At 63.0% G+C, this 15114-nt stretch carries 17 protein-coding genes; 9 read left to right on the top strand and 8 right to left on the bottom strand.

What is annotated here, in order from left to right:
- Positions 1-10: 10 nt before the first annotated feature.
- Together ABIB57_RS19415 and ABIB57_RS19410 are read left to right on the top strand one after the other, a co-directional pair.
- Positions 11-775 (top strand): MotA/TolQ/ExbB proton channel family protein, encoded by a 765-nt coding sequence (locus tag ABIB57_RS19415; RefSeq protein ID WP_354042888.1) that lies wholly within the window; start codon positions 11-13, stop codon positions 773-775.
- A 3-nt stretch (positions 776-778) separates the two neighbouring features.
- Positions 779-1642 carry an OmpA/MotB family protein gene (locus ABIB57_RS19410; protein WP_354042887.1) on the top strand — a complete coding sequence of 288 codons (864 nt, stop codon included), beginning with the start codon at positions 779-781 and terminating at the stop codon, positions 1640-1642.
- A gap of 254 nt (positions 1643-1896) precedes the next feature.
- Here the strand turns inward: ABIB57_RS19410 and ABIB57_RS19405 are convergent, their stop codons facing one another.
- Both ABIB57_RS19405 and ABIB57_RS19400 read right to left on the bottom strand, forming a co-directional pair.
- Entirely contained in the window at positions 1897-2346 is a 450-nt protein-coding gene (locus ABIB57_RS19405) for an NfeD family protein (protein WP_354042886.1), read from the bottom strand.
- A gap of 12 nt (positions 2347-2358) precedes the next feature.
- Positions 2359-3348 carry an SPFH domain-containing protein gene (locus ABIB57_RS19400; protein WP_299722203.1) on the bottom strand — a complete coding sequence of 330 codons (990 nt, stop codon included), beginning with the start codon at positions 3346-3348 and terminating at the stop codon, positions 2359-2361.
- A 144-nt stretch (positions 3349-3492) separates the two neighbouring features.
- Between ABIB57_RS19400 and ku the strand changes: the two genes are divergently transcribed.
- Positions 3493-4350 carry a non-homologous end joining protein Ku gene (ku, locus tag ABIB57_RS19395; RefSeq protein WP_354042885.1) on the top strand — a complete coding sequence of 286 codons (858 nt, stop codon included), beginning with the start codon at positions 3493-3495 and terminating at the stop codon, positions 4348-4350.
- A gap of 138 nt (positions 4351-4488) precedes the next feature.
- Complete coding sequence (gene ligD / locus ABIB57_RS19390) at positions 4489-7074, top strand: DNA ligase D (RefSeq protein ID WP_354042884.1); 2586 nt, start codon at positions 4489-4491, stop codon at positions 7072-7074.
- On the opposite strand, the gene modB is transcribed toward ligD, so the two are convergent.
- From modB to eda, 4 genes are all read right to left on the bottom strand, one after another.
- Entirely contained in the window at positions 7071-7751 is a 681-nt protein-coding gene (gene modB / locus ABIB57_RS19385; RefSeq protein WP_354042883.1) for a molybdate ABC transporter permease subunit, read from the bottom strand. The two genes, ligD and modB, sit on opposite strands and share 4 nt — an antisense overlap.
- A gap of 13 nt (positions 7752-7764) precedes the next feature.
- Positions 7765-8499, bottom strand: coding sequence for a molybdate ABC transporter substrate-binding protein (modA, locus tag ABIB57_RS19380; protein ID WP_354042882.1), 735 nt, complete (start codon positions 8497-8499; stop codon positions 7765-7767).
- 66 nt (positions 8500-8565) lie between these two features.
- Positions 8566-8934: a winged helix-turn-helix domain-containing protein gene (locus tag ABIB57_RS19375; RefSeq protein ID WP_354042880.1), complete on the bottom strand. Its 369-nt coding sequence runs from the start codon at positions 8932-8934 to the stop codon at positions 8566-8568.
- A 4-nt stretch (positions 8935-8938) separates the two neighbouring features.
- Positions 8939-9574 (bottom strand): bifunctional 4-hydroxy-2-oxoglutarate aldolase/2-dehydro-3-deoxy-phosphogluconate aldolase, encoded by a 636-nt coding sequence (eda, locus tag ABIB57_RS19370; protein WP_354042879.1) that lies wholly within the window; start codon positions 9572-9574, stop codon positions 8939-8941.
- 135 nt (positions 9575-9709) lie between these two features.
- On the opposite strand from eda, the gene nadA reads away from it, so the two are divergent.
- A complete protein-coding gene (gene nadA / locus ABIB57_RS19365; RefSeq protein WP_354042878.1) occupies positions 9710-10777 on the top strand; it encodes a quinolinate synthase NadA in 1068 nt (355 codons plus the stop codon).
- Here the strand turns inward: nadA and ABIB57_RS19360 are convergent.
- Entirely contained in the window at positions 10774-11217 is a 444-nt protein-coding gene (locus tag ABIB57_RS19360) for a hypothetical protein (protein WP_354042876.1), read from the bottom strand. The two genes, nadA and ABIB57_RS19360, sit on opposite strands and share 4 nt — an antisense overlap.
- Positions 11218-11291: 74 nt before the next feature.
- Between ABIB57_RS19360 and ABIB57_RS19355 the strand changes: the two genes are divergently transcribed.
- The 3 genes from ABIB57_RS19355 to ABIB57_RS19345 are packed head-to-tail and all read left to right on the top strand — an operon-like array spanning position 11292 to position 13497.
- Positions 11292-12881, top strand: a complete 1590-nt coding sequence (locus ABIB57_RS19355) for an L-aspartate oxidase (RefSeq protein WP_354042875.1) — start codon at positions 11292-11294, stop codon at positions 12879-12881.
- Positions 12882-12935: 54 nt separating this feature from the next.
- Entirely contained in the window at positions 12936-13208 is a 273-nt protein-coding gene (locus ABIB57_RS19350) for a type II toxin-antitoxin system ParD family antitoxin (RefSeq protein WP_354042873.1), read from the top strand.
- A complete protein-coding gene (locus ABIB57_RS19345) occupies positions 13198-13497 on the top strand; it encodes a type II toxin-antitoxin system RelE/ParE family toxin (protein WP_354042872.1) in 300 nt (99 codons plus the stop codon). The genes ABIB57_RS19350 and ABIB57_RS19345 overlap by 11 nt, the downstream gene beginning before the upstream one ends.
- Positions 13498-13509: 12 nt before the next feature.
- Here the strand turns inward: ABIB57_RS19345 and ABIB57_RS19340 are convergent, their stop codons facing one another.
- Complete coding sequence (locus tag ABIB57_RS19340; RefSeq protein WP_354042870.1) at positions 13510-14487, bottom strand: PfkB family carbohydrate kinase; 978 nt, start codon at positions 14485-14487, stop codon at positions 13510-13512.
- Positions 14488-14699: 212 nt separating this feature from the next.
- On the opposite strand from ABIB57_RS19340, the gene ABIB57_RS19335 reads away from it, so the two are divergent.
- Entirely contained in the window at positions 14700-15092 is a 393-nt protein-coding gene (locus ABIB57_RS19335; RefSeq protein ID WP_354042869.1) for a COG4315 family predicted lipoprotein, read from the top strand.
- Positions 15093-15114 lie beyond the last annotated feature (22 nt).

Below are 15114 nucleotides of genomic sequence, written 5' to 3'. Positions count from 1 at the left end.
TATACATAAAATGGATATCGCAACCCTGATCGGCTTGTTCGGTGGCATTTGCCTGCTGTTCATCGCCATCCTGCTCGAGGGATCCAACCCTATGAGCTTCTTCAGCCTGCTGGCCGTCGTGGTCGTGGTCGGCGGCGCCACCATGGCCGTCATGGGACGCTATACGCTGGGCGGTTTCATCGCCGCCATGGCCACGTTCAAGAGCGCCATCTACTTCAAGCACGTCACGCCCACCACCCTGATCGACCAGATCGCCGACATCGCCGACCGCATGCGCAAGAAGGGTCCGATCGCGCTCGAAACGGTCAAGCTGGACGACCCATTCTTCCAGCGCGGCGTGCGCATGATCGCCGATGGCTATACGGGCGAGGCGATGCGCTATTCGCTGGAGCGCGAGCGCGACCTCGACTACGAGCGCCTCGAAGACGGCAGCCGGATTTTCCGCGCCCTTGGCGAAGCCGCGCCCGGCATGGGCATGGTGGGCACGCTGATTGGCCTGGTCTCGATGTTCGGGCACATGGACGATCCCAAAAAGATCGGCCCCGGCATGGCCATCGCCTTGCTGACCACGCTTTATGGCGCCGTCGTCGCCAACGTCATCATGCTGCCGATTGCCGACAAACTGGCCAATCGCGCCACTGAGGAGGGCACCAATCGCAGCCTCATCATCGAGGCGCTGGTGATGATCCGCGATGGCAAGAACCCGCTGGCAATCCGGGACGAGCTGGCGAGCTACCTGCCGCTGCACAGCCGCCCCATGCTTCAGGCGGCTTGATCCATGGCCGCTCTCAAGAAAAGACACCCCGCCGGCGGCGCGCATGGTGGCACCTGGATCGTTTCCTTCGCCGACCTGATGGCCCTGCTGATGGCGTTCTTCGTCATGCTGCTGAGCTTCTCCACCCAGGAGCAGGAAAAGCTGACCCAAGCCACCGGCTCGCTGCAGCATGCCTTCGGGATCACACCCGACAGCCTGCTGGCCGGGGTGATCGAACGCAACGGCCAGCCCGACCGCAATTTCATGAAATCGGTGACGCAGGAACGCACCGACGCCACCACCGAGTTCTCCACCGTGCAGGCGAACAACCTCAATGCCCGGGGCGAGCAGACCGATACGGCGATCAAGGAGCCCAACGACGTCCAGCGCGCCGCCAATTTTTCCCTCGCTGCCGCAAGCCTGAAGCAGGCCTGGCAGGACCAGCCCGACATCACGGCGCTAGCCGACAATCTGATTGTCGAGGAGACCCAGGACGGCATCAACATCATCATCGCCGACCAGACCGGTCGCGCCATGTTCTCCCCGGGTTCGAAATATCCCAACGAAATGACGCGCAAGGCACTCGCCGCCATGGCGCCGGCTCTGGCCAAAATGCCCAACCAGATCGCCATTTCGGGCCATACAGCGGCCGGCGGCAGCTTTCCCAATCCCAATTACGGGCCTTGGGAATTGTCTTTTGACCGCGCCAATATGGTGCGCCAGATTCTGGGTGAATTCGGCGTGCCCGACCAGCGCATCGCCGATGTCTCGGGCCGGTCCGACAGCGATCCGTTCTTTACCAATGATCCCTATCTGCCGTCCAACGAGCGCGTCATCATCGTGCTGAAATACGACGCGCCGCCACTGCCGGCCAATATGGGGTTTTGACAGTATCGCCTCTTCCCAAACACACCGGACCGCCTCCCTCCCCCTTGAGGGGCTTGCGAGCGGCCCGAAGGGCCAAATCGCTCCGGTGGAGCGATTTGAGCGATCAAGGCCATGAGAGCTGTGCTCGAATGGCTGGATCGAGGGTGGGGGTGTCCAGGGTCGAGCAAGCTCGGCGCTACCGTATTGCGGAACCGCCGACACCCCCACCCTCCCCTCAAGGGGGAGGGGATGATAGAGCCGAGGAACTGGTTCCTCTAAGCCGCCACCACATGCAGCACGGCCCCATTATTGCCGGTGATGCGCACTTTCACTCCAGCCGGCAGGTTGGGGCCCGCCACACGCCAGACCGTATCGTCCAGCACCAGCCGCCCGAAGCCGTCGACGATCGGCTCCTCAAGCATTGCTTCCTGCCCGGTGAAGCGGTCGGCACGGCGATTGAGATAGGGCCGGTCGCTTTGCACCACCTTGCCGCGCTGCCAGCGCAGCCACAGTGCGATCGCCACTAGCGACAGCACCCCGAACACCAGCCATTGCAGCGGCCAGTCGATGGGGTGAACCAGGACGATCAGCCCGGTGACGATCCCCGCCACGCCCATCCACAGCAGGAACCCGCCCGAGCCCACCACTTCGAGCGCCAGCAGCACGATCCCGGCGACGATCCATGACCATGGACCATAGGCAGCGATAAAATCGATGACCTGCATCGCGGCCTCCGATCAGCCCTGGCTGCCCGGGGTGACCGATGGCGGCCGCCCGCTGCGTGGCGTGCTCGGCGATGAGCCGCCAAAGGTTTCGCGGGCGATTTCGGCAATGCCGCCGATCGCTCCGATGACGCTGGAGGCTTCCAGCGGCAGCATCAGGATTTTCTGGTTGGGCGACGTGGCGATCGCCTCCAGCGCCTTGATGTAATTATTGGCGACGAAATAGTTGATTGCCTGCACGCTGCCGCTGGCTATCGCCTCGGACACCATGGTGGTCGCCTTGGCTTCGGCTTCAGCGGCGCGCTCGCGCGCCTCGGCATCGCGGAACGCGGCTTCCCTGCGCCCTTCAGCCTCCAGCACCTGCGCCTGCTTGGCGCCTTCGGCTTGCAGGATTGCCGACTGCCGGCGGCCTTCGGCCTCCAGGATCGCGGCGCGTTTTTCGCGTTCCGCCTTCATCTGCCGCCCCATCGACTCCACCACGTCCTTGGGCGGATCGATGTCCTTGATTTCGATACGGGTGATCTTGACGCCCCAGGGCGAGACCGCCGCATCCACCACCTTGAGCAGGCGATGGTTGATCTCGTCGCGGTTGGACAGTAGCTCGTCCATGTCCATCGAGCCCATCACGGTGCGGATATTGGTCATGGTCAGGTTGAGGATGGCGTTTTCCAGCCCCGAGACCTCGTAGGCCGCCGCCGCTGCATCGAGGATTTGATAGAATGTCACGCCGTTGGCGGTGATCGAGGCGTTGTCGCGGGTGATGACCTCCTGGTGGGGCACCTCGAGCACCTGCTCCATGACGTTGATCTTCTTGCCGATGTTATCGATGAACGGCACGATGATGTTGAGGCCCGGCTTGAGCGTACGGGTGTATTTGCCGAACCGCTCGACGGTATAATTGTAGCCCTGCGGAATGGTCTTGGCGCCGGCGAACAACACCAAGAGCGCCAGAATGCCCAACCCGATCAGCGTGATGCTCAGCCCGTCGAGCCGAATTCCGTCCATAAATTCCATATCGATTCTCCCAACCGCGCCTCGCGCCGCGACTTTACGGTTGGCACAGGGTCCGCGCAATCGAATCCCACCGCGCAACCAAGCGCGCGGCGCAACCGTTGAGGCCCTGGTCCAAATCAACTCTGCGAGCCCGCAATGCCAGCGTCACGCCCGATCTGGAAAGGTCAGCTCCGCCTCTCGCTCGTCTCCATCGGGGTCGAGCTGTATTCGGCGACCAAACCCAATGCCAAGCCCGCCTTCCGGCAAATTCACGAGCCCACCGGCAAGCCCATCAACTACGAAAAAGTGGTTGCCGGCGTCGGTCCCGTCGACAAGGACGAGATCATGAAGGGGTTCGAATACGAAAAGGGCGACTATGTGCTGCTGACCGACGATGAGATCGACGCGGTGAAGCTGGAGACCCGCAAGACACTGGAACTGACCCAGTTCGTCGGCGCCGCCGAGATCGATCCGATCTATTACGACAAACCCTATTTCGTCGTCCCCTCCGACGAGCTGGCCGAGGACGCCTTCCGGGTCATCCGCGATGCACTGCGGCAAAGCCAGAAGGTGGGGCTCGGGCAATTGGCGCTGCGCGGCAAGGAATACCTCGTTGCCATCAAGCCCACCGGCACCGGGCTATTGCTGGAGACCCTCCATTACGAAGCCGAAATCCGCAAATCCGATCCGTTCTTCTCCGAGATTTCCGCCAAGAAGGCCGATCCCGACCTGCTCGAAGTTGCCACCGCGCTGATCGACAAGAAGACCGCCAAGTTCGACGCGGGGGTATTCAAGGATCACTACCAGGCTGCGCTGCGCGAGCTGATCGCCCGCAAGCTCAAGGCCAAGGGCCGCAAGATCTCCACCAAGGACGAGCCGCCCGAACACAAACCCACCGGCTCCAACGTAGTAGACCTGATGGCGGCGCTGAAATCGAGCCTGGAGGGTGGGGCTTCCAAGAAGTCCGAACCCGCGTCGGCGAAAAAGGCCGCCCCGCGCAAGAAGGCAAGCTGATGATGGCCCCAAGTACCCCCACCCTCACTCCCTCCCCACAAGGGGGAGTGAAGTCTGCTCCGTATTCAGCCTTGGCGCTGAACCAAGCTCCATCGTCTCCCTCCCCCTTGTGGGCAGGGATCAAGGGTGGGGGTTTGAATGGCCACTAAAGCGCAGACCCTCCTCAAGGAATACAAGGCCAAGCGCGACTTCGCCAAGACGCAGGAGCCGTCGGGCGACTCCAGTGTCGACCGGCAGGGCCAGTTGACCTTCGTCGTGCAGAAGCACGACGCCACGCGTCTGCATTACGATTTCCGCATCGAACTCGATGGCGTGCTGAAAAGCTGGGCGGTGACCAAGGGGCCATCCGATAATCCCGCCGACAAGCGCCTCGCCGTGCGGGTCGAGGACCATCCGCTCGATTACGGCACGTTCGAGGGCACCATCCCCGAGGGCGAATATGGCGGCGGCACCGTCATGCTGTGGGACGAGGGCACCTGGGAGCCCGTACAGGGCGACCCGCATGATGGTCTGGCCGACGGCGACCTCAAGATGCGCCTCCACGGTCATCGCATGAAGGGCGAATGGGTTTTGGTCCATATGAAGGGGCGCGACAGCAAGCGCAAATCCGGCCCGCCGCGCGAAAACTGGCTGCTGATCAAGCATCACGACGACTATGCCAAGGACGCGGAGACCCTGGTGCCCAAGTTCACCACCTCGGTGTCCACCGGCCGCGACATGCCTGGTATCGCCAACGGATTGAAGCCGAAAAAGTCGACCGAAACGCCTGCGGAGGCCGTCTGGCATTCCGACAAGGACAAGGCGGTCGACAATCCCGTCGTCGCCAAGGCCACGCCCAAAAAAACCGGCAAAGCTGTGGCGATGCCGGTTTTCCGCGACCCCCAGTTGGCGACCCTCGTCACCGCCGTGCCGCAGGGCAGCGAGTGGGTGTTTGAAATGAAATATGACGGCTATCGCTGTCTTGCGGCCGTGGCCGGCGACCAGGTGACCCTCTATACGCGCACCGGCAAGGACTGGTCCGAGCAGTTCAAGGCCATCGCCCCACCCCTGCGCAAGCTGACCAAGGGCAGTGCGCTGATCGATGGTGAACTATGCGCCTTCGACGCCAAGGGGCGCACCGATTTTGCCACCCTCAAGGATCACCTTTCCGATGGTGGTTCGCTGACCTATTTTGCCTTCGACCTGCTGGAGCAGGATGGTGAGGATCTCACCAAACTACCTCTGGTCGAACGCAAGGCGCGGCTGGAGAAGCTGCTGGGCCCGATCGATAAATCCTCCCTCGTGCAATATTCCGCCCACGTCACCGGCAACGGCCAAAAGGTGTTCGACGCTGTCGCCGCCGAGGGCCACGAAGGCATTATCGCCAAGCTGGCCAATGCGCCCTATCGCGGGGAGCGCACCAAGAGCTGGCTCAAGATCAAGGCCGCCAAACGACAGGAATTCATCATTGCCGGCTGGTCGCCATCGGAGAAAAAGAAGACCTTCGCCTCGCTGCTGATCGGCACCCTGGAAGACGGCAAGCTGGTCTATCGCGGTCGTGTCGGCACCGGCTTTACCGTCGATAGCGCCGAGGCCTTGCAAGCCAAGCTCGATGCCCGTGCCCGCAAGACCAGCCCCTTTGCCGAGGTGCCCAAGCTGATCGCGCGGACGGCCCATTGGGTGGCTCCTGAATTGGTTGCCGAAATCGGCTTTGCCGAGTTCACGCCGGACGGGGTATTGCGCCACCCCTCTTTCCTCGCCTTGCGCGAGGACAAACCGGCCGGCGAGGTTGCTTTGGAGACCCCTGCCCCCACCGATACCGCAAGTTCGCCGCTGCACAGCCAGGCCGGTATAATCGCCGCCGAAGCCGCCGGCATCCACTTCACCAGCCCCGACCGCATCATCTATCCGGGCCAGGGCGTCACCAAGGGCGACCTTGCGGCCTACTACGCCGCGGTCGCCGATGTCATGCTGCCCTATATCGAAAACCGCCCGCTCAGCCTGCTGCGGTGTCCGCAGGGGCGCACAAAATATTGCTTCTTCCAGAAGCACGATACCGGCGGCTTCCCCGACGTGATGAAGTCCATCCTGATCGAGGAAAAGGACGGCCACAAGGAAGACTATTTCTATATCGACACCCTCGCGGGCCTGCTCGGGGGAACCCAGATGAACGTGCTGGAATGGCACCTGTGGGGATCGCGCACCAAGAATATCGAAAAGCCCGAGCGCATCATCTTCGACATCGACCCCGACGAGGGCCTTGGCTTCGAACACGTCCGCGACGCTGCCCGCGACATTGCCAAGCTGCTCGAGGAGTTCGACCTGCAAACCTATTCGCTGGTTAGCGGCGGCAAGGGTGTGCATGTCATCGCCCCACTGGTGCCCAAGCTGGAATGGCCCGATATCAAGGCCTTCTGCAAGGGCATCGCCAAGCGGCTGGAGGAACGCGAGCCAGATCGTTTCGTCGCCAATATGAGCAAGGCCAAGCGCAAGGGGCGCATGTTTGTCGACTACCTGCGCAATGAGCGCGGCTCCACCGCCATCGCCCCCTGGTCTAGCCGCTCACGCCAGGGCGCCCCCGCCGCCGTGCCGGTGAGCTGGGACGAGTTGAAGGACATCAAAGCCGCCAACCAGTTCAGCCTCGCCGCCGCCGCCGAACGGGCCAAGAAACCAGACCCATGGAAGGGCTATTTCTCGACCACGCAAACCATCACCAAGGCGATGCTGGACAAGGTTGCGGGCTAAGGCAGCGGCAGTGTCGAGCGGCGATCCATAGTCATCGTCACCGCGATGACAACGAAGGCAAACACCACCATGCCCAGCGCCAGCACATGCGCCGTGCCCCATTGCAGCCGTTCGACATAGTCGTAGATCGAGATCGACAGCACCTTGGTCTGGCCCGGAATATTGCCGCCGATCATCAGCACCACGCCGAATTCGCCCACCGTATGGGCAAAGGTCATCACCGCGCCGGTGATATAGCCCGGCCGCGCCAGTGGTAGCGCCACGCGAACAAAACGCTGCCAGTTGCTGGCGCCGAGGCACGACGCTGCCTCCAGCGGCTCATCGCCGATGGCGACGAAGGCGTTGCGCAGCGGCTGCACCATGAAGGGCATGGAATAAAACACCGAGCCGATGACGAGGCCCGCAAACGAGAAGGCCAGCGTCCGCCCGCCCCAGAACCCCGCAATCCAGCCGCCCGGCCCATAGGGACCGAGCGCCAGCAGCAGATAAAACCCCAGCACTGTCGGCGGCAACACCAGCGGCAGCGCCACCACGGCGCCCACCAGTTCGCGGCCGGCCCACTGGCTGCGCGCCAGCCACCAGGCGATCGGCGTGCCGACCAGCAGCAGAATGAGCGTATTGATCCCGGCCAGCATCAGCGTCAGGCTGATCGGTGGCCAGAGTTCTGCTACGCTCATCCAGTTGTTCCGATTACTTCGTGGTGTAACCCGAGGCTTCTATCACGGCCACGGCCGCATCGCTCTTGAGGAAATCGAGGAAGCCGGTTGCGGCCTTGTTCTCGGCGCCGGTCTTGAGCAATACGGCGTCCTGCTTGATCGGCTCGTGCAGTTCGGCAGGGACGATCCAGACGTGATCCTTGCCGAGCACTTGGCTCGCAGCAACAAGACCGAGCTCGGCATTGCCGCTATCGACGAACTGCAGCGTCTGGGTGATGTTCTCGCCAGTCACGAATTTGGGCGTAACCGCATCGAGCAGGCCCAGCTTGGTCAGCGATTCGATCGCCGCCTGGCCATAGGGCGCGGTCTTGGGATCGGCGATCGCGATCTTGGAAAACGCATCCGCCTTGAGCACGGCTTCGCCATCGGTCACGTCGATCGAGGTGCTGTAGAGCGCCAGCGAACCGATCGCATAGGTGAACACCGAACCATCGACACCGAGCCCATCGGCCACCGCCTTGGCGGGACGCGTATCGTCAGCCGACAGCAGGATATCGAACGGCGCGCCCTGGGTGATCTGGGTATAGAGCGCCCCCGTAGCGCCAAAGCTCAGTGTGACGTCATCGCCGGTCGCCGTCTTGAACGCCTCGGCCAGCTTTTCGGCCACCGCTGTAAAATTGGCCGCCACTGCAACGCTCGCCGTCTCAGCATAGGCCTGCGGCACGAACGATACGCCCAGCAGCAGCGCGCCGATTAGAATCTTGTTCATTGTCTCGTTCCGATATGTTTGATGAACCCTATCGGTTCTGGCAAACGCCGGAGCGGCCCGCAAGCGTTATTTCTTGCCGGACATATCGAGCAGCTGCCGCAGCGCACTCACATCTTCGGCAATCGCCGCGCGCGTCCGCTCCTGCATGGAGCGATAGTGGGTCAGCACCAGTTGGCCTGCCTCGCTCAATTGCGCGCCGCCCTGCCCGCTGCCGCCGCGGCTGGTTTCCACCAGCACCATGCCAAAGCCCTCATTGAGCGCCTGCACCAGCCCCCAGGCCCGCTTGTAGCTCATGCCCATGGCTTTGCCCGCCGCCGAAATCGATCCGGTCTGGCCGATCTGCTCCAGCAGGTCGGCACGGCCAGGCCCCAGATAGGCGGTTTCGGTCAGGGTGATCCGTAGATGCGTCAAGCCGCTATCGGGAACGCCGGCCATGGCCTTAGCCGCGCAGTGCCGAGGCCTCGCGCGCCAGTGCCTCGATGCGCGCCCAATCGCCCGAGGCCAGCGCATCGGCCGGCATCATCCAGGAGCCGCCGACGCAGATCACATTGGGCAGCGCCAGATAGGTCTTGGCCTTGACCGGATCGAGCCCGCCCGTGGGGCAGAACTTGATATCGGACAGCGGCGAGGCAAAGGCCTTCAGCACCGGCGCGCCGCCGAGCGCTTCGGCCGGGAAAAACTTGAGGAACGAATAGCCGCGCTCGCTGGCGGTCATCGCCTCGCTGGGGGTGCCGATGCCCGGCAGCAGCGGAATGCCAATATCGTCGGCTGCATCCAGAATGCGGGGCGAAATGCCCGGCGACACCATGAACCGGCAGCCGGCATCCACCGATTGCTGCATATGAGTGGCGTTGCGCACGGTGCCCGAACCAACGATGGCGCCCGTGACCTTGGCCATTTCTTCCATGACCTTGAGCGCGTTTGGCGTGCGCAACGTCACTTCCAAGATCGGCAACCCGCCCGCCACCAGCGCTTCGGCCAACGGGCGCGCCTGGCTGACATCGTCCAGGATGATCACCGGAATGACCGGGGCCAGCGACAGGATGGAACGGATCGCTTCGACATCTTGGGGCATTTTGGACTCCCGCTAGTGGGTTGCTATGCACGAACGGTTAGGGGCTCGGAAAAATTCTCGCAACCCTCTTCATTGAAATGCGGCGCGAAAATACCTAGGTTCCGCCCGCGCACTTGGCTCGCCAGAGGTCCAACGATGGTTCAGACGATCAACGCCCTCACGCCGCTGGACGATGCCCGCGCCAATCTGGCGGAAAGCTACGATCTGCACTTCTCCAAGGCGATCGAGCGCGCCACCGAGAGTGTCTATGAGCGGGTCAAGGACAAGATCCCGCAGATCGAGTGGAGCTTTTATGCGCCGCTGATCTTCGCGATCAACCAGCTCAAAAAGGAAAAAGACGCGGTCATCCTGGCGCACAATTACCAGACCCCGCAAATCTATCACGGCGTCGCCGATATCGTCGGCGATAGCCTGCAGCTGGCTATCGAGGCCACCAAGGTCAAGCAATCGGTGATCGTGCAGTGCGGCGTGCACTTCATGGCCGAAACCTCAAAGCTGCTGAACCCGCAAAAGACCGTGCTGATCCCCGATAGCCGCGCCGGCTGTTCGCTGGCTTCCTCGATCACCGTCGAGGATGTGTTGGCGATGAAGGCCATGTATCCGGGCGTGCCGGTGGTGACCTATGTCAACACCTCTGCCGCCGTCAAAGCCGTCACCGATGTGTGCTGCACCTCGTCCAACGCCGCCGATATCGTCAACCGGATCGAGGGCAACACCGTCATCATGATCCCCGACCAGTTCCTGGCGCAGAACACCGCCAAGAAGACCCACAAGAAGATCATCACCTGGGCCGGCGCCTGCGAGGTGCATGAAACCTTCACCGCCGAGGACATTGCCGAACTGCGCCACGCCTATCCGACGGCCAAGATCATCGCCCATCCCGAATGCCCGCCAGAGGTCATCGACGCGGTGGATTTCGCCGGTTCGACCGCCGCCATGATCGACTGGGTCAAGACCGAAAGGCCGGCCCGCGTGGTCATGGTCACCGAATGCTCGATGTCCGACAATGTGGCATCCGAAACCACCGGCGTCGACTTCCTGCGCGGCTGCAACATCTGCCCGCACATGAAGCGCATCAACCTCGAAAACATCCTGTGGTCGCTGCACACCATGACCGAGGAAGTCACCGTCGATCCCGCCATCATCCCCGCCGCGCGGCTGGCCGTGGAACGCATGATCGAAATGAGCCGGAAGGGCGACTAACGGCTCAGAGCGTACCGACGGTGATGTGCCAGAAATTCCGGACCGGGCCGGAACAGCACATCGTCGGGCACGATCAAACTTGTGCGCAGCGCCGCCAGCATGGTGCGGCCGAGCAGGTCCGGATGCGGCACGACGATTCGATAATCATCTTCGATGGCAATGAGGCCATCCCGGAACGGGCGCGCCAGCGAGGCTATCATCGGCAGATAATTGGTGACGGAGAGCGGCCCGCCCTGGTCGCGCGGCTGGATCGCCTCGACATCGAGATCGCCATGCAAGGCCAGCACGGGCGGCCCAAAACGCGCGCCCGTCAACGCGCAGCGATTGCCGTAGCTGAGCAGCACCAATCGATAGAGACCCGTATAGACATCCAGCGTATGATCGGCCTCAAAGCCACGTTGGGGCTCTTCACCAAAGCCGTCGTCATCGCCACTGGCCACAAACGCTCTCCGCCTTCCAGACGGAAAAGACCTTACGCACAACCACCTATCTTGCAAGCAGGACCGAGCGCGCCATGACCACCTTCGACAACACCCTCAATGCCGATGGCGCCCTGATCGTCGGCGCCGGTCTGGCCGGCCTGTTCTGCGCGCTCAAGCTGGCGCCGCGTCCGGTCACTGTCCTCTCACCCAAGCCCCTCGGCTTCGGGGCGTCATCGGCCTGGGCGCAGGGCGGCGTCGCGGCGGCGGTGGGCGAAGGCGACAGCAGTCACGCCCATGCAATCGACACCGAAATGGCCGGCGCCGGCATTGTCGATCACGGCATCGCCGAGTCGGTGACGGCGGAGGCCGCCGCCCGCATCGAAGACCTGGCCCGCTGGGGCACGCCCTTCGACCGCGACGATTTCGGCCATTATGAACTCGGCCGCGAGGCCGCCCATTCGGCCAACCGCATCGTCAAGGTCGAGGGCGACCGCGCCGGCTGGGCCATCATGCAGGCCATCATCGCGCAGGTGCGCCGCACCCCCTCGATCCGCGTCGTCGAAGGCATTACCGCGCTGAGCCTCGCTCGTGACAACGGCCGCATCGTCGGCGTCTTCTGCCGCAAGCTGGGCGACCGCTATTCCGAGCCGGTCTTCATCCGGGCTCGCGCCACAGTGCTCGCCGCTGGCGGGCTGGGCGGGCTCTTTGCCGTCACCACCAATCCACCCGGCGTGCGCGGCCACGCCATGGGCATGGCGGCCCGCGCCGGGGCGCTGATTGCCGACGCCGAATTCGTGCAATTCCACCCCACGGCCATCGCCACCGGTGCCGATCCGGCCCCCCTCGCCACCGAGGCGCTGCGCGGCGAAGGCGCGATCCTCGTCAACGAGCTCGGCGAGCGCTTCATGCCCGCCATCCATCCCGATGCCGAATTGGCCCCCCGCGACGTCGTCGCCCGTGCCAATTTCCGCCAGATCCAGGCGGGGCACAGGGTGTTTCTCGATACCCGCGAAGTCCTGGGCGAGGCCATCCTCACCCGCTTCCCCACGGTGGCAAAATACTGCCTCGATGCCGGCATCGACCCGGTTGCCGGCATGATCCCGGTGACACCGGCCGCCCATTTCCACATGGGCGGCGTCAAGGTCGACGAGCGCGGTCGATCGTCCCTGCCGGGCCTCTGGGTCTGCGGCGAAGCCAGCTGCACGGGCCTGCACGGCGCCAATCGCCTGGCGTCCAATTCACTGCTCGAAGCCACCGTCTATGGCGCCCGCATCGCCGAGGACATCGGCGGGTTGGAGCCGGTTCGGAACCTGGCGCCGTTCAAGGGCATCGAGTGGAACGAGGCCGAGGGCGAAAAGGCCGAACAGGTATTGCGCGACCTGCCCGCGGTGCAGAACCTGCGCCACATCATGACAGATCTCGTGGGCGTCGAGCGCGACGCCACCGGGCTCAAGCAGGCGCTGCGCCAGATCGCGGCGCTCGAATCCAGCGCCGAGCACGTCACCAGCGCTTACCTCAACATGACCACCTCGGCCACGCTCGTCGTCGCCGCAGCCCTCAAGCGCACCGAAAGCCGCGGCGGTCACTTCCGTACCGATTTTCCCGAAACCGACGACAAGAACTGGGAGCATCACACCACGATGACGCTGGAGGAAGCCCTCGCCATCCGCGCCGGGGCTTGAAGCCCAGACCCTCCGATACTATCATAAAATGATAATCTGGACCGGAGACCCGCAATGCCCTCAAGCTATTCTCTCGGCGAACATTACGAGACCTTCGCTCGCGACCTGGTCAAATCCGGCCGCTATGCCAGCGTTAGCGAGGTGCTTCGCGATGGCATGCGGCTGATGGAAGAACGCGAGGCGCTACGGGAATGGAAGCTGGCGGAGCTGAAAAAGGCAATCCAGGAAGGGCTGGAAGGCCCGTTCGAGGACTATACCGACAGCGAAGATGTCAAACGCGAGGGCCGCCGCATTCTAGCCGAGCGGCGGCGCAGCAATGCCGCTTAGAATAAGGCGTAGCGCCAAGGCACGTGCGGACCAGGACGCCATATGGCTCTATATCGCCACCGAAAATCTCGATGCTGCCGACCAGCAAATAGACCATTTTCATCGGACCATCAGCATGCTGGCGGACTATCCTGACGCTGGCAGACAACGTCTGGAGTTTGACGCCGCCCTGCGCGCATTTCCGATCGATCAATATGTCCTGTTCTACCGTGTCTCGTCCGAAATCCTAGATATAGTCCGCATCCTCCACGCTGCCCGCGATATCACACCGGACATGCTCGCCGACTAACGGTCACGTCGATCAGGCGTTGAGCACCGCATCGACTTGCGCCCGGGTCGGTGGCTTGCAGCCCTTCTCGCCGCAATTGAGGCCGGCGACGACGGCGCCGAACCGCAGCATGTCGGCGAGCGCGCCGCTTCCCAGGCTATCGAGCTTGCCGGGCTTGAGCAGATGCCGCTCGTTGAGCCAGGACAGCACGCCGGCCATCAGGCTGTCGCCGGCACCCACGGTGTCGCCAAACACGGGCGGTGCATAAATATCGGCTTGCGCCTTGCCTGCCGCGGTGAAGGCCCGCGAACCCTTCTCGCCCAGCGTCACCACCACAAGCTGGCAATTGGGTCGGGCCAGCAGGTCTGCCGCGTGCTGCTCGATGCTCTTGCCTGCATCGAGTTCGGCCAGGTCCTCCTCGGACACCTTGACCACATGGGCCAGGTCGAGGAATGCCGACAGGCGCTGCTTGTAGCCTTCGAAATCATCGACCAGGCTGGGGCGCACATTGGGGTCGATCGAAATGGTCGCGCCTTTGGCGATCGCCGCCTGCACGATCTGCAACCAAACCGCCGCCTCATTCGCCTTCATCGGGCAGAAGCCGCCGATTTGATAGAGATTGAGATCATCCGGCAGCGCCGCGATTGCCTTGGCGGCGTCGATCACCCCATCGGCCTGGCGATAAAAGCCATAGCGCGCATTGTGGTTGTCATCGAAATTCACCACCGCCAGAGTAGTATATTCGGGCACCCGCTCGGGCAGCAGCGTGGTGACGCCAGCGGCATCGAGCGGCCCCAGCAGATAATCGCCGAACGCGTCGGCCGAGATCGGGCAGAGGAAGCCGGTGTCATTGCCCAGCTTGGCCAGCGCGATGGCGCAATTATAGGGCGAACCGCCCGGATGCGCCGTCATCACGATCTGGCCAGCGCCATCCCGGTTAATCAGCGTGCCATCCGCCAGCTCGACTTCGGCCTTCAGATCGATCAGGCTTTCTCCACCAACGACAAACATTATTCCGCTCTCCCGACAGATGCCGCGCCGCCTCGGCACAGCGCCAGCCCATAGCATTTTTGCCCGCCCTGTCACCAGCGAGGTGAGTATCTGCTCGCCGCTTGAGCACAGAAGTTTAAGTTTATTCCGGCGGCCGGGGATTAATTGTTTCGCACCGGTGTTGATCCCTATGCAGGGCGCCATGACGGCCCCTGAACACGGAGGAAAAATCCATGAATATCCGTATGCTCCTGGCCGGCGCCGCTGCGCTGGCGCTGTTTTCCGCCCCAGCCTTCGCCGAAGATTATGCCGCCGGCGCCGTCAAGACCTCTGAAATTGGTGGCAAGGCAGTGCTGACCGACGCCAAAGGCATGACCCTTTATACTTTCGACAAGGACACTGCCGGCGTCACCAATTGCTACGATGATTGCGCCACCAAATGGCCGCCCGCGATGGCCGCTGCCGATGCCAAGGCCGATGGCGATTTCACCCTGGTCGACCGCAAGGACGGCTCCAAGATGTGGGCCCATAAGGGCATGCCGCTCTATCTGTGGTTCAAGGACACCAAGGCTGGCGATACCACCGGCGACGGCGTCGGTGGCGTCTGGCATACTGCGGTCGAATGAACTGCGTAAACCGGGCATAGAG

The sequence above is a fragment of the Devosia sp. UYZn731 genome, assembly GCF_040546795.1.
Taxonomy (GTDB): Bacteria; Pseudomonadota; Alphaproteobacteria; order Rhizobiales; family Devosiaceae; genus Devosia.
The sequence above is the reverse complement of the archived record's forward strand: the minus strand, read 5'-3'. Positions and strand labels throughout refer to the sequence as shown.

Excerpts from the sequence above, each read along its gene's own strand:
- ABIB57_RS19415 (WP_354042888.1), top strand. The coding sequence starts at position 11 with ATGGATATCGCAACCCTGATCGGCTTGTTCGGTGGCATTTGCCTGCTG.
- ABIB57_RS19350 (WP_354042873.1), top strand. The coding sequence starts at position 12,936 with ATGCCCTCAAGCTATTCTCTCGGCGAACATTACGAGACCTTCGCTCGC.
- ABIB57_RS19355 (WP_354042875.1), top strand. The coding sequence starts at position 11,292 with ATGACCACCTTCGACAACACCCTCAATGCCGATGGCGCCCTGATCGTC.
- ligD (WP_354042884.1), top strand. The coding sequence starts at position 4,489 with ATGGCCACTAAAGCGCAGACCCTCCTCAAGGAATACAAGGCCAAGCGC.
- modA (WP_354042882.1), bottom strand. The coding sequence starts at position 8,499 with ATGAACAAGATTCTAATCGGCGCGCTGCTGCTGGGCGTATCGTTCGTG.
- eda (WP_354042879.1), bottom strand. The coding sequence starts at position 9,574 with ATGCCCCAAGATGTCGAAGCGATCCGTTCCATCCTGTCGCTGGCCCCG.
- ABIB57_RS19340 (WP_354042870.1), bottom strand. The coding sequence starts at position 14,487 with ATGTTTGTCGTTGGTGGAGAAAGCCTGATCGATCTGAAGGCCGAAGTC.
- nadA (WP_354042878.1), top strand. The coding sequence starts at position 9,710 with ATGGTTCAGACGATCAACGCCCTCACGCCGCTGGACGATGCCCGCGCC.
- modB (WP_354042883.1), bottom strand. The coding sequence starts at position 7,751 with ATGAGCGTAGCAGAACTCTGGCCACCGATCAGCCTGACGCTGATGCTG.
- ABIB57_RS19345 (WP_354042872.1), top strand. The coding sequence starts at position 13,198 with ATGCCGCTTAGAATAAGGCGTAGCGCCAAGGCACGTGCGGACCAGGAC.
- ku (WP_354042885.1), top strand. The coding sequence starts at position 3,493 with ATGCCAGCGTCACGCCCGATCTGGAAAGGTCAGCTCCGCCTCTCGCTC.
- ABIB57_RS19375 (WP_354042880.1), bottom strand. The coding sequence starts at position 8,934 with ATGGCCGGCGTTCCCGATAGCGGCTTGACGCATCTACGGATCACCCTG.
- ABIB57_RS19400 (WP_299722203.1), bottom strand. The coding sequence starts at position 3,348 with ATGGACGGAATTCGGCTCGACGGGCTGAGCATCACGCTGATCGGGTTG.
- ABIB57_RS19410 (WP_354042887.1), top strand. The coding sequence starts at position 779 with ATGGCCGCTCTCAAGAAAAGACACCCCGCCGGCGGCGCGCATGGTGGC.
- ABIB57_RS19335 (WP_354042869.1), top strand. The coding sequence starts at position 14,700 with ATGAATATCCGTATGCTCCTGGCCGGCGCCGCTGCGCTGGCGCTGTTT.
- ABIB57_RS19405 (WP_354042886.1), bottom strand. The coding sequence starts at position 2,346 with ATGCAGGTCATCGATTTTATCGCTGCCTATGGTCCATGGTCATGGATC.